Below are 14,824 nucleotides of genomic sequence, written 5' to 3'. Positions count from 1 at the left end.
TTGTATTTGACAAATATACAGTTATTTCCATTGGCTGTATTTCAGAATATGACGCTAATATGTTGTTTTTTGATTTTATTTGAATACATTTGTATGACGATATTGGGAGGCCTATATTTTCTGTTTTCGAAATAACAAAAGGTCATGAATTCTATATTAAGAGTGATGAAAATATTGTTTTGTGACGATAAAAAATGGAATACTAAAAATATAGTGAAGTAAAATCTAAAATTGGCTGTCTGCCATTATTGGAGTGTAAGATATGAAAGAGATGGAAAACACACATAAATATCTGATAAGTAGTGATAGAGATTTAAATTGGGGGATTGTTGTGAATACTGTTGGAAAGGCAGTAATTCAATCTGGTTATACAATGTATCCTCCTGACAATGGTCATCCTGAAGAATTTTATTTTAATCTTCGACAGGGGAGAGTTCTCGAAACTTATCAGTTATTATATATAGCGTACGGTCAGGGATCCTATTATACAACTAAAGAACAGAAAATCGATATAAAAGCGGGAGATATACTTATACTTAAGCCGGGCGTGTGGCATAGTTATAGCCCTGATAAAAAAACTGGGTGGCACGAGTATTGGATTGGTTTTCACGGTCGTAATATTGATAGCCGGTTTACCAATAATTTTTTTGATTCTGAGCAGGTACTTTATCACATCGGTTTAAGAGATGATGTGGTAGAGTTGTATGAGCAAGCTATACGTGTTGCTCATTCTGAACGTGTTGCTCATCAGCAATATTTGGCTGGTATAGCCAATTTGCTTTTGGGTATGACTATGTATTATGACCGCAATCAATATTTCGCAGAAAGCAATCTTATAGAGCAAATCAATCAGGCTAAAATTATAATGCATGAGAAAATTTTGAATCCTGTTACTCCGGAGGAAATAGCTCGAGAAGTGAATATGAGTTATTCGTGGTTTCGTAAAAAGTTTAAAGAATATACAGGTTTCTCTCCAGCACAATATATAATAGAACTTCGAATTCAGAGAGCAAAAAAACTACTTGCAAATACAGATATGAGTATCAAAGAAATAGCTTATTATTTGAATTTTGATAATCTTTCCTATTTCTCGCAGATTTTTAAAAAGCAGGTTGATTATACTCCGGTCAGTTATCGACGTACGTTTAGGGTAGATAAAAAAGAAAATATAGAAAATTAAAGAGATTAATTTATATATCTTAACGTAGTAGATACACATGTGTCTTGATAAAGTATTTAAGTAGTGTTTGATAATATGTTTTTGTAACAATTAAAAATAATATTAATTAGAATATTGATTGACTAAATAGCTTATATAAAAGTAAAGAATGGTTGTCTATAAGAAAATATCAAGATAATATTAATATTTATTGGATTTCATATTTTATTGGGGAAAAGTTATATTTATATGATATTATTATTATTATAATTCTATTCTATGAGAAAAGTATCATATTTGAGAATAAAATATGTATGTATAATCATATAAATATAAATACTAAATTATAAAACTATATTATAAAAATATCTTTTTATATTGATATATAAATTTTTGATAAATAAATATTTATATATAAGGAAATTTATTTATTGGTTTATGTATATATATGATATAAATTATTAAAAAATGACCTTAAATTCAGCTTTTTTATTATAAATATTTTGTATTTATTTGTATAAAAATTATTCCTATTTTACTATTTTAGAAATAGAAATAATCAGTTCTTTTCTTATAAATTGAAACTTAAATTGGTGAATAATTGATATTTTGTGGCAAAATGTATTGTTATTAAAAAAAATACAACTACATTTGTATCGATTAACATGTGTATAAAAAATGAAAATAAAGAAATTTAGGGTGTGAAAATTTCTTTTTTTCTTTATTATATATGTATATAATGACGGGTTTTACTAATAGGGACTGACCTATTACTAAAAAGAATTGCATATTTATGCATCGAGTTTTCAAAGACAGATTAACCATAACAGGTATGAAAAAAATAGTGTCTCGAAAAAAGTTTTTTCTAAAGTGTAATGTAAGCATTGCTGTATTATTATTGGGAATATATTCCAACATTGCGGTGGTAAAAGCGTCTCAATTTTCCGATTCCGGTGGAAATTCATCCATTAGCCAGCAAAAAGTAACAAATGTTGCATTTGTTGTTACGGGGCAGGTATTTGATAACACAAAATCTCCGCTACCGGGTGTCACAGTGGCTGTGAAAGGAATGAAAAATAAAGCTACTGCTACTGATATAAATGGAAATTATCGTATAACTGTAGTTGGTGGTCCTTCTTCGAAGTTGGTATTTTCTTTTTTGGGAATGGAATCGAAAGAGGTTACGATAGGTAAACAGACTCACATCAATGTCATTCTTGAACCGGGTTCTATTGCATTGGAAGATGTTGAAATTGTGGGGGCCTATGGAACAGTACAGAAAAGAGCTGATTTAGTGAGTAGTGCATTTCAGGTAAATGACAAGCAACTTAAAAATCTTCCGATGAACCGTATTGATAATTTGCTTGATGGTATCGTCCCGGGATTAAAAGTTGATGTAAATACCGATTTGGCATCCAGTACTCGCTCACGCTATGATGTTCGTATTCGAGGTGAATCTTCATTATCAGCATCAAATGAACCTTTGTGGGTTGTAGATGGTACTCCTATCTATACTGGTGATCGCACCAATCAAATTCCGGGGATGAATTATTCTATAAGTCCTTTGTCTTTTATTAACCCAGATGATATTGCTTCTATTACTATTCTTAAAGATGCTTCAGCCACTGCTATTTATGGAGCTAATGGTTCCAATGGTGTGATTCTTGTTACAACAAAGGGTGGATATAAGGGTAAACCTCAATTTGATGTATCGGTACGTTATGGGATATCTCATGTAAATAAGAGTACTTATTTCAAAACATTGAACGCATCACAATATATGACATTGGCTAAAGAATCTTTTCGGAATGCCGGTATTGATATGAAATATTTTCCTTTTCAAGATAATGAATTAAATCAGTATAGTACTACCGATACTAATTGGCTAAAAGAATATTACGGATTAGGGCATTATTTACAGGCTGGACTCTCAGCCAGAGGTGGGTCAGATAGAGCAAAATATTATATTTCAGGTTCCTATTATCGGGATCAACTTACAGTAAAAGGGAATTTAGGACATCGGGCATCGTTGCGGGCCAACAATGACATACAATTACACAGGAAACTTTCTCTTAGTTTCAATTTGTCGACATCATATAATATTAACGAATTGTTTGTTCCCAGTGATGACTATTATCAGATGTTGCCTATTTACTCTCCTTATGATTTAGATGGTCATACGTTGCGTCTGTATAATAAATATGTGGATAGTTCGGTAACCGGAGGAGAACCTGTTTGGAAAACGGTAAAATATTTGAATTCTATTGCAGAACGTGAGCAAAATGACAACCGCCAGCGTACATTTTTGGCGAATGCTAATATATTGTTGAAATATGATATTTTGAGAGGGTTGAAATATACCGGACAATTTGGTACAGACTTTAATAGTAGTTACCAAGATACTTATGATGCTCGGTCAAATTGGTCGGGTGCCTCTTTGGATGGTGTCATAGAGGGATATTCTTCTCGAGGGCATACCAATACTTTGGTATGGACTACTATACACAGACTTAATTATGATGCAAAATTTGGAAAACATACTGTTGGAGGATTGTTCGGATATGAAATGTCGTCAAAAGGTTACAATACGGTATCTGCTACGGGAGAAGGTTTTGTTAATGACCATATAAAAGAAATATCTTATGCAGCCACTCGAAAAGGTTCCAGTGGAGGACAGATAAAACATTCTATGTCATTTTTTTTACAGGGTAGTTATTCATATGATGGACGTTATTTTTTGGTTGTGAACGGTCGTCGTGATGGGGATTCTGATTTTGGTTCAGATGTACAATGGGCCAATTTTGGCTCTGTTGGAGTTTCCTGGAATATTCATAACGAGAAATTTTTTGATTCATCTATTGTGAATATTTTGAAAATAAAAGCCAGCTATGGTGCTGACGGTAATTCACGTTTGGGAAGTCAGACAGCATTAGGTCTGTACACTTATAGTGAAAGTAATAACTATAATGGGCAGTCAGGGGCAGTTGTCTCATCTGGGGCAAATCCTCAATTGAGTTGGGAGACTACCTATAAAACCAATTTAGGTCTGAGGATAAAATTACTGAACCGTTTGGATATAGAGACTGAAATGTACAATGATAAGACAGTAGATTTGATAAGTCAGTTGGATGTATCACGTACTACTGGAGATACGCGAGTATATCGTAATATGGGATCGGTTAGGAATCGAGGTATTGAAGTAACCATTACTTCTGAGAATATAAGAGGACCGTTTGAGTGGGTAACAGATTTGAATATGTCACATAATCAAAATCGAATATTAAAATTGTATAATGGTATAGAGCAGAGCTTTCCTCCTAAAGTATGGAAAGAAGGGTACGATATGAATACTTATAATCTTGTTCGCTGGGTAGGTGTTGATCCTAGAGATGGACATGCTTTGTGGTTAGATAAAAATGGAAATGTGACCCGTACTTATAGTGAAGCTAATCGAGTACCGGGCAAGTCATCTACCCCAAAACTTTTTGGAGGTATGACCAATACATTTGCTTATCGGGGCATTAGCCTAAGGGTAATGCTTAATTATACTATTGGAGGATATGCCTTTGGTAATTTTGGGAGTCGGGCTACATCTGACGGTCTGAATATTTTGTCGAAAAATCAATCGGTCAATCAACTTGATCGTTGGCAGAAACCGGGCGATTTGGCATTGAATCCTAAACCGTCTGTAAATAATGATACAAAGTCGACAATGACGAGTACTCGTTTTTTATATAATACCACACATTTGCGTTTACAGAATATAACACTTTCATATAATTTGCCGAATAAAGTGTTGAAGAAACTCAATATGAAAGGTTGTCAGTTCTCTTTCATTATGGATAATATTGCTATATGGACTCCTTATGATAAAAAAGACCGTAACTCATATCGTCAGATGATGCGTGGATACCCTTGGGAGTCTGTTTATTCATTAGGTGCCAATGTGACTTTCTAATTGAGTTTTTTTAAGATAAGAATATTTGCAATATGAAACAATTCAGTAAAACATATAAAAAATATATAGCCTTATTGCTGATGGCGGTATCATTCTCAAACTGCCATTTTCTGGAAGTAGATCCCATTGGAAAAACTACTACTCCTGTTTTTTTCTCTGATATGGATGGTATTAGGGCTGCTCTTCCAGGTGCTTATTATATGATGTTTAAGTATTATAATGGTGAGCTTTATGTGTATCCGGATGTTGCTGGAGATATGTTGGTTATGCCACAAGTTGATGCTAGTGGAGATATGGTTGACCAGTATAATTATACCTCTTCGGGAGACCAAGAGTCTGGTGCCGTGGGGTATATCTGGAGTAAAATATATGAGGCTTTACGTAATGTGAATAATATATTGCAGTATGAGCCTGAACTGAGAGCCAAATTCCCCAGTTCCACTGAAGAGCTTAAACAAATTAGGGCACAAGCACTTTTTCTACGGGCAATGTGCCATTTTGACCTTTGCAGAGTGTATGCTCAGCCTTATACTTATACTTCTGATGCTTCACATTTAGGAGTACCTGTATTGTTGAAGACTCCTGGAGCTGATGAAAATGTTTCACGTAAATCCGTTGCTGAAGTATATAGTCAGATTATAACAGATTTAAATAATGCAAAATCTGATTTCGGAAATATGGCACGGACAGATGCTTATCATGTATCACCTATTGCTGTTCCGGCGATGCTTTCCAGAGTATATTTGTATATGGAACGGTGGGACGATGTGATAACGAATGCTACTGAGGTAATTGAGAATATGTCTCTTTCTAAAGGTGATGATTACCTTGCTATGTACAATGATGTTAATGTTGCAGGTACTGAAGCTGTTTTTAGGCTGAGTGGTCTGGAAAAGTCTCAGTGGATTACAAAATTTTACCAATCATATACATCTGGAGCGATACCTGACGATACTTTGCTTACTTTTTTTACAGATCCCGATGATATAAGACGTAAACTTCTAGTAGATGAATATACTTTATTACCTAATTGTCAGAAGTATGTTTCTAAAAATCAGGGATTAACGGATAGCGATAAGCATAATGATCCTTTTGTCCTAAGGGTATCCGAAATGTATCTGAATAGGGCAGAGGCTTATCTTAATAAAAATTTGCCTGATAAAGCTGCAGAAGATATAAAAGTTATTCAAGCTCGGGCTTTAGGGAAAGACCCTGCTGAAATTACATTGGAGTATGCTGATAATGAAGAATTGGCACGTATTATAGAGATAGAGCGGATTAAAGAGTTGTGTTTCGAAGGTCATCGCCTTTTTGATATTACTCGGCGTAAAAAGAATCTTGTGCGTTCGTCCAGCACGACATCGTCACTCAAGTTTCTTACTTATCCCAATGATAACTTTATTTTACCGATACCTCGTAGAGAGTTAGATGCTAATAAGAATATGCAGCCTAATCCTAATAATTAAATAATTGGTATATATAAATAAGATTAAGTATAAGTTTATGAAAGCAATAGCAAAACAGATAACGACTTGGCTTATGATTATATTCATCTTTACTTCTTGCGGGAGAGATGAATTCAAACCCTATGACACACCTTTTATACGAATAATGAAAAAAGAACTTAATTCGGTGACAGTTTCAGAAGCTGGAAATTTGATTGATGAATATCTCATTTGTCTTAGTTCTGCACCGTTAAGTACACCTCTTGAAGTAACATATAGTATAGAAGTAGGTGATGGGCTTACTGCTGGAGTCGATTATGAATTTTTGACTCCTGGGAATAAAGTTGTGTTTCCGACAGGAGTATATGATATGCCTATTCGAGTACGGTGGATAGCCAATCCTATTGACATTACTAAAAACAATACTATGACTATCACACTGGTAAGTACCAACAATCCCGATGTTGTTATTGGAATGCCGGGTCCTGACCATTTTCAGCGTCAGATGGTTATTACAAAGGTTAAGGCGAACGATTGATAAGTGCAAGGTACGAATATAATAATCCATTGTTTCTTAGTAAAAATGATAATGAAATACAAATTTGCAATAATATTGTCTTGTATCTTCGTGCAATTACAATTGGTAACTGTTTATGGAGAGTTGAAACCAGATCCGAGACTTATAAAAGGAAAACTCGACAATGGACTTACATATTATATCTATCCTAATGATTATCCTAAAGGAGAGGCTGTTTATCGCTTGTTTATAAAATCCGGTTCTGTTTTTGAGGAAGAAAACCAGCGTGGACTGGCTCATTTCCTGGAACATATGGCATTTAATGGAACTCGTCATTTCCCGGGAGATTCAATGGTGAAATTTCTGGAGTCGAAAGGTGCAAAATTTGGAAAAGACCTGAATGCCCATACTTCCTTTAATGAAACAGTATATAAGTTACAATTACCTTCGTCCGATATTCACATGGTAGATTCTACTTTGATGATATTGGCTGATTGGGCTGATGGATTGTTGCTTGATTCATTGGAAATAGAGAAAGAACGGGGTGTCATACTTTCTGAATGGTTGTCGAAAACAGGACCAGAGTACGATGCACAAAATGCTTTTTTATTGGAACTTCTCAATGGTTCGCGATATACCTGCAGATTGACGATAGGTGATACCGCCGTTATTCGTCGTTTCCCTCATGAAAGATTGCGCAGTTATTATGAAACATGGTACCATCCTACTTTAATGGCTGTTGCCGTATCTGGAGATATAGATGCAAATGAGGTAGAGAAGATTGTCCATGAGCGTTTTGGAAAAATGAATGTACTGGACAGGCCTAAAGTAAAGAATTATCGGATACCTGATTATTCCGAAGAAGAGGTAATTGAGATTATACATCCTTCTTTGAAAAAAATAGAGCTTAATTTCATACAGTTGTGTCCCAAACCGTCAGCGGTAAAAAAAGAGAAAGATTTTCTTGTTTTTTTACAGAGAGCTTTGCTTAATAGGTTGATGAAAGTGCGTTTAAATGCATTAGCATTTGAGAATCCATCCTATAAAGATGCGTCAGCAGCACTGACGTCGTTTATTAATACGAAAGGGGTGCTAATGGCTTCGGTTGAGCTCGTTTCTGGGAAAATAGAAATGGGTATAAAAGAATTTGCTACACAATTGGAACAAATGTATCGGTATGGTTTTACTACATCTGAAATTGAGAAAGTAAAAAAAAGTTTTTTGCGAGATGCATTGAGACGGGCTGAATCTAAATCACCTGTAGCATCTCTATCATATATCGACGAGATATATTCGGATTTTTACCAAGGAAATATCATATTAACTCCTGCTGAAGAATATAGAATGATACAAAAATATATTGGGCGTGTCGATTCTGTATCATTAGTTAAGTTGATGAAGGGCGTGCGTAAACCTCATAGAACACACTATTTTTTGTCGGCTTTTGACAAAGTGTCAGCGGAGCTTCCTACAGAAGAAGAACTTTTGTCAATGCTTGCTCACATTAGAAGTGATGATATTGCCAGATATGAAAAGAATATAGATGTACCTGATGCTTTGATATCTGAATTACCTGTATCCGGAATTATAGAAATTGATGATACCATTTCGGAAATAGGTGCCCGTTCTATGGTTTTGTCTAATGGAGCCCGAGTAATATTTAAACGGACTACTGTAGATAAAGATAGAATTATGCTTACTGGGTTTCGCAAAGGGGGACTTTATGCTCTTGATTCAGTAGACTATGTTACTGGCTTATTTGCCGGAAGTATTGTTCCGGTTAGTGGAGCCGGAAATTTTAGTCGTGATGCATTGAGCCAGTATTTGGCGGGAAATTCTGCATCATTACGATTTCTTATTGACAAGACACGTACAGGGGTGGCTGGGTCAGCCGAGAAACGAGATATGCAAACTCTTTTTGAACTTTTGTATTTAAAATGGACACAACCACGATTGGATGAATCCGTATATGCGCAGGTTAAAGAAAAATCAATAGAAAATTACCTTACTGGAAATAAAACAGATACTGATAAATATTATAGAGAATTATCTGATTTGATGCAAGGGTATAGTTATGTCAGACGTGAGATTACAGACTCGCTAATAAATTCAGAGTTGAGAAAAGAGCGTATCCTTCCTGTTTTCAATCGATGTTTTGGTTCTGCAAATGGGTATACTTTTATTATTACAGGTAATTGCACATTCTCTGAAATAGAATCATTTGTTTTACGGTATATTGGTGGTTTACCAGGAGGTATACCTACGATGGATTATGTATACAAAGGTGATAATATACCTCGAAAAAATACTGAATTTATAAGAAAAGTAGGAGATTCACCCAAAGCACTTGTCTCACTTATATTTCAGCAAGATACTTTATCTGAGCAGTTGCGGAGTTTCAATCTTAAAGGTGATATAGTAAAAGCTATAGTTCGGACTAAGTTACTTGGTGAATTGCGAGAAAAAATGGGGATGGTATATAGTGTGAGTGTGTCTATCGGAGCAACACAATATCCTGCACAACTTTCTCGGGGAACAATAGGATTCAGTTGTGAATCAGAAAATGTACCTGCACTCATTGCGGCAACGATGTCCCAGTTGCAGAAGCTTGCTTTTGATTCTCTTGCATTCGAAACGGAATGGGCCGACGTTAAACAAAATTTGATTAAAGAAAATCGTATCCATATGCAGAAAAACTCTTTTTGGAGTGGGTGTATTCGCAATACTATATATAATGGAGATCCTGACTGGGATTATGTAACTCGGTATGAAGATATAATACACAGTATTACAGCAGAGGAAATAATGATATATATACACCGATGCTTTTTGGAATCTCCTGTAATTAAGGCGGTTTTGTATCCTAAAGAAGAGATAAAGTGAACAGAGAGATAAATACTATATTTTTTTAACTGGAGAAGGATGAATACATGTCCTTATCCGCAAAACAAACGCTTATGAAAAAATGTTTTAAAACTTTACTTTATTCATTGGCTTTGATATCGTTGTTTGCTTCATGTAGTGATGATGATAACGACAACAAAGGAGTTGAATCAGGTGATGTACAAATGTTAACTTTTGGTTTTTATGCCGCTGATAATGACGGTGTAATACAAGGAGATTACGAAGTTTCAGCTATTGCAGGGACAGATATCAAAATTCCTATGCCGGATGAAATAAATCGAGCTTCTTTGGTTGCTCGTTTTACGACTTCAGATGGTGCTACAGTAACTGTAAATGGAATTACTCAAGTAAGTGGCGTTACAGCAAATAATTTTTCAGTACCTGTAGATTATCTGGTAACTTCGGGTAATAATAATGCTCGATACACTGTACGTATTACTAAAATGCCTACATGGTCCGCCTATTCTACTTTTACCGAAGATTCTATTTCAGATATCGTATTACGGGTAAATCCTAAGACATACGAACCTTATGTAGCTATAATTAAAGCTCGAAAAGAAGCTGATGAGAAGAAAGTTGCTGTATTGAAAACTACAGGTTCGGCATGGTCTTATGTTGGTGACAAAGATGGAATTTCGGATGGGCGAGCTACAGCTTTAGCATTCAACTTTGATGCTGATGCTAATATGTATGTTGCTTATTCCGATTATAGTGCAGAGGTTGCACAGGATATGACTGCCCAAATGTATAATGGTTCTTCTTGGTCTGTATTGGGAGCTAAAGGGTTAACGGGAGACAAAACTAATTATATAACTATCGGAGCATTGTCTCCTGCGGATGTTGTAACTACATTTGGTGTAAACAATAAGAAAAGTGATGACTATAAAAAATTGATGGTATCAGGATATAATGGTAGTTGGGCATCTCCATCGTTGATGGCTGGACGTCCTGCCGATGCTCCGGCATGGTTCAATCTCATAAAACGTTATGGTGATGCTCTTTATCTTGGGACTTTTGATATGGTGACATCAGGAGGTTATTCTATCTATAAATATCAGAATAAACAATGGTCTACCATTGGTCAGATTATTGTACCTTCAGGTGCGGCAATATGTTATAGAGGTGGAGAGATTCACTTTGATTTAGATAAAAGCGGAAATATTTATGCATTGGTATCAGATGATGGACCCGATGGGCAGGGAAATTATAAGGTGAGTGTACAAAAATATAATGCAAATACGAAAAAATGGAATATGGTGGATAACTATCTTGATACAGGAGGTAAAGTTCCCGGTTCTATGGATATAGGTATTTCGCCTGAAGGGCTTCCGGTTGTTGTATTTGTAAATTCATCAAAACAAGCATCGGTCATCACATTTGATAATGAAAGTAAACAATGGAGTGATCCATTCGTTTTGGGTAGTGCTACTGTTAGCTATGTTGCCATCGAGTTCGACCAGAATGGTACAGGATATATCGTTTGTCTAGACAGTCAAAAAGACCTTATTATGTACAAATACATTATTCCTGAATAATTATTTGTATGAGAATATATTGATAATTTATTCTTTTACTTTAAAAAGACTTAAAGGAAGAAATTTAATGTCAGTGAGGTAGAAGAAAGATATATAAAAGTGACGGGTAAGAATATTAGTTGAGATTACTCGTCACTTTTATTTTTTGATATTATGTTTTCTTTTTTGAAGGTAGTTTTTTGTGGATGTCATATATTGATTTAAAAAAATAATTATCGAGCACTGATTATTTCTCGGCCAAATGGTGTCAATGCTACAGACATTAATTTAAAATGCTGAATACCGAAAGGAATACCTACGATAGTAATACAAAAAAGGAGACCGAGTCCTAAGTGGGTAAGAGCAATCCATATTCCTCCGATAAACAACCATATTACATTCATAATGAAATAGAGACAGCCATGATTATTTTCTACTATGATACTTGTCTGCCCAAAGGGTAACAATGCCAAAATTCCGATTTTGAAAACTTGAATACCGAAAGGAATCCCGATTATTGTACAACAAAGAAGGAAACCTGAGACTAGATATTCTAAAGCCAAAGCCAGCCCTCCAAAAACAATCCAAATAATATTTCCTATTATATTCATAAGTATTTAGTTTAATAGTTGATAATCAGCGATTTATTGTGTTTGATATTATTATCTGTGCAGTAATACTTGATGGAAATAAGTTTTGTTAAGAAGTATTCGTATGTATTATTTATATTTGACTTCATTTATCAATTTTTTATTGTTTATAAAGTCTTGAATATTTTGAAGAGTAGTTTCGGCAATATTTTGCATCGCCTCATGAGTAAAAAATGCTTGATGAGAAGTAACAACCACATTATTAAAAGATAGTAAGCGAGCTAGTACATCATCATCTATAATTTTATCTGATTTATCTTCATAAAAATATTCACTCTCTTCTTCGTATACATCGAGGCCTGCCGAACCTATTTTTTTATTTTTAAGTCCTTCTATAAGATCATTGGTATGAATGAGCATACCTCGACCAGTGTTAATAAGCATGACACCATCTTTCATTTTAGAAATGGAGTCTGCATTGATGATATATTTTGTTTCGTCTGTTAACGGGCAATGAAGCGAAATAATATCTGCATTATGATAAAGCTCATCAAGTGAAGTGTAAGTAATGTCCATTTCCTGTGCAAATTTGTAATCAGGGTATAAATCGTTAGCTAAAATATTCATTCCGAAACCTTTCAGTATACGAATCAATATTTTAGCAATCTTACCTGTACCTATTATACCGACAGTTTTGCCATGCATATCAAATCCCATAAGACCATGAAGTGAGAAATTTCCATCTCGGGTCCGCCAGTATGCTCGGTGAATTTTTCTGTTCAATGTAAGCATGAGGGCTACTGCATATTCTGCCACAGCGTAGGGAGAGTAGGCAGGGACACGGACTACTTTAAGTTTTCCTTCAGCTGCTTTTAGGTCTACATTGTTAAATCCGGCATTGCGTAAAGCCAATAGTTTTACACCATTTTCTACCATAGCATCTATGATATCTTTATCAGCTGTGTCGTTGACGAAAATACATACTACATCGGCCCCTTGGGTCAAAATAAGATTATTTTTATTTAAATGTCCTTTGTAGTAGCGTATGTCAAATCCGTACAATTCATTAGCTGTATTGAAAGATTTTTCATCATAAGGTTTAGTTCCAAAAAAAGCGATTACAGGTTTCATATAATTCTGAATTTTTGTATAAAGATAATAAAAGGAGTTGAATATGTATGATTATAACAGAATAATGACCTTTCTGGTTCTAAATAATAAGATACTTGGTATTTAAAGTAAATAGAATTACTGTCTTTGTTTTTTGAAAATACAAATTTATCTCTTAAAATGTATTATGATATTTTTGAAAAGATGAGAGTTAGGACAAGGTAAGAAATAGAGAGAATGTATGAGATAATGCAAGAACGGATAAGATTGCAAAAAAGTTTTGTTTAGTTTAAATTTTTAATTTCATCTAATTCGACAAGTTTATTTACGATGGCATAAATTGTAAGTCCGGCAGCACTGTGAATTTGTAATTTCTTAGCTATGTTGCGTCGGTGAGTAATAACGGTATGAGTAGATAAAAACAAGCTATCAGCGATTTCTTTATTTGTGAGACCTTTGACGACGCCAATGACGATATCTTTTTCTCTATCACTTAGAGTTTGGGCTTGTTCTTCTCCGGTTTCGGGACGGGATAAAAGAGCAGAGATTTTATTGATTACTGACTCTGAATCATCATATATCGAAATGCTTCCATCATAATGGTTGAGTATTGTATTCTCGACCATAGAATATAATAAAGCGATACATTTTATATGGGGTGCGCCACATTCTGATTTGAATTTTCGTATATCTGTATATCCCATGAATGCTGGATTTATAATTAATATGTCAGGCTTGTGCAGACGAATGCAATCATTCAGTGCTTCCAATCCAGTGATTTCTATAGGCTGTATGTTAAATCCTGACATACGCTTGATAACTGTAGTTACACCACTCCGAATAATAACCGAGGGTTCAGCAATAGCAATTTTCAAAGATTTCCGACTCATAGCATTCTCTCTTTTTCTATCTTGGCAATCAACGGAACAAAAAGATAGTCTTCCACTCGACAATGATCTTCTAAGTCTTTTTCACAAGAAAAAATGTCAAAAAGAACTTCATTGAGTAAATTGCTGCTTTCTCCCGCTGGATAGTATTTGATAATTATATTTTTCAGCTCCAACAATTTCAATCCAATAGGAGAATGGCGTTTTCTGAATACACCAATATTGTATCCGGAAGGCATGTTTTCTGATAGTAATTCTTCGACGTATGTAAATACGGTATTATCTTCATAATCCATATGTTTTTTTACCTCGTTTACATAGTCGTCAAAAAATCGCATAATGAGGAATGAGACATCTTCTTTTGAAGATTTAATAGCTAATATAAGTTTTTCGCGTATTAAAGGCAACTTGAATTCTAGAAAGTATTTATGAGCATTTTTCAAATAGGAGATGAGCGAAGGAAGATCTATTTTCTCATAGCTGTGTTCCAATGAATAATCATCTTCACTAAGGAAATTTACGATAGTAAGGAATGTATTGGTATCTACCTGATTTTGGCGACAAACTTCAGCTACATTTTTATCTCCGAATCCTAATGAGATATTAAAACGACTTAGGACTGTAAGCAATGAGTATTCTTCTTCTATTAAATCACTCATTTTGTCCGTTGCTTTATATTTATGTATCATATTTATTTATCTTTCCTACAAAGATAATATTTTATTATGCTTTTCTTCATA

At 34.5% G+C, this 14,824-nt stretch carries 10 protein-coding genes; 6 read left to right on the top strand and 4 right to left on the bottom strand.

Annotated features, from left to right (window positions below; translation table 11 throughout):
- Positions 1–271: 271 nt before the first annotated feature.
- The 6 genes from Cop2CBH44_RS04725 (at position 272) to Cop2CBH44_RS04700 (ending at position 11,518) form a co-directional block, all read left to right on the top strand.
- On the top strand, positions 272–1,180 hold the full coding sequence (locus tag Cop2CBH44_RS04725; RefSeq protein WP_021929406.1) for an AraC family transcriptional regulator: 909 nt from the start codon (positions 272–274) through the stop codon (positions 1,178–1,180).
- An 811-nt stretch (positions 1,181–1,991) separates the two neighbouring features.
- Positions 1,992–5,117: a SusC/RagA family TonB-linked outer membrane protein gene (locus Cop2CBH44_RS04720; RefSeq protein ID WP_200755638.1), complete on the top strand. Its 3,126-nt coding sequence runs from the start codon at positions 1,992–1,994 to the stop codon at positions 5,115–5,117.
- Between the two features lie 32 nt (positions 5,118–5,149).
- Positions 5,150–6,583 (top strand): RagB/SusD family nutrient uptake outer membrane protein, encoded by a 1,434-nt coding sequence (locus Cop2CBH44_RS04715; RefSeq protein ID WP_021929312.1) that lies wholly within the window; start codon positions 5,150–5,152, stop codon positions 6,581–6,583.
- Between the two features lie 37 nt (positions 6,584–6,620).
- Complete coding sequence (locus tag Cop2CBH44_RS04710) at positions 6,621–7,100, top strand: hypothetical protein (RefSeq protein WP_021929311.1); 480 nt, start codon at positions 6,621–6,623, stop codon at positions 7,098–7,100.
- Between the two features lie 51 nt (positions 7,101–7,151).
- Complete coding sequence (locus Cop2CBH44_RS04705; RefSeq protein WP_044230124.1) at positions 7,152–9,962, top strand: M16 family metallopeptidase; 2,811 nt, start codon at positions 7,152–7,154, stop codon at positions 9,960–9,962.
- Positions 9,963–10,036: 74 nt separating this feature from the next.
- Complete coding sequence (locus tag Cop2CBH44_RS04700) at positions 10,037–11,518, top strand: SGBP N-terminal domain-containing protein (RefSeq protein WP_021929309.1); 1,482 nt, start codon at positions 10,037–10,039, stop codon at positions 11,516–11,518.
- Positions 11,519–11,730: 212 nt separating this feature from the next.
- On the opposite strand, the gene Cop2CBH44_RS04695 is transcribed toward Cop2CBH44_RS04700, so the two are convergent.
- The 4 genes from Cop2CBH44_RS04695 to Cop2CBH44_RS04680 all read right to left on the bottom strand — a co-directional run bounded on the left by Cop2CBH44_RS04695 (position 11,731) and on the right by Cop2CBH44_RS04680 (position 14,779).
- Positions 11,731–12,108 (bottom strand): YccF domain-containing protein, encoded by a 378-nt coding sequence (locus Cop2CBH44_RS04695; protein ID WP_021929308.1) that lies wholly within the window; start codon positions 12,106–12,108, stop codon positions 11,731–11,733.
- 108 nt (positions 12,109–12,216) lie between these two features.
- Entirely contained in the window at positions 12,217–13,218 is a 1,002-nt protein-coding gene (locus Cop2CBH44_RS04690; RefSeq protein ID WP_021929307.1) for a 2-hydroxyacid dehydrogenase, read from the bottom strand.
- A gap of 263 nt (positions 13,219–13,481) precedes the next feature.
- On the bottom strand, positions 13,482–14,087 hold the full coding sequence (locus Cop2CBH44_RS04685; protein WP_200755637.1) for a response regulator transcription factor: 606 nt from the start codon (positions 14,085–14,087) through the stop codon (positions 13,482–13,484).
- Positions 14,084–14,779, bottom strand: coding sequence for a hemerythrin domain-containing protein (locus Cop2CBH44_RS04680; RefSeq protein WP_044230118.1), 696 nt, complete (start codon positions 14,777–14,779; stop codon positions 14,084–14,086). The genes Cop2CBH44_RS04685 and Cop2CBH44_RS04680 overlap by 4 nt, the downstream gene beginning before the upstream one ends.
- Between the last annotated feature and the right edge of the window lie 45 nt (positions 14,780–14,824).

It is taken from the genome of Coprobacter secundus subsp. similis (genome assembly GCF_015097275.1).
In the GTDB taxonomy this organism is placed as follows: domain Bacteria; phylum Bacteroidota; class Bacteroidia; order Bacteroidales; family Coprobacteraceae; genus Coprobacter; species Coprobacter secundus.
This window is presented reverse-complemented; position numbering and strand designations above follow the sequence as displayed.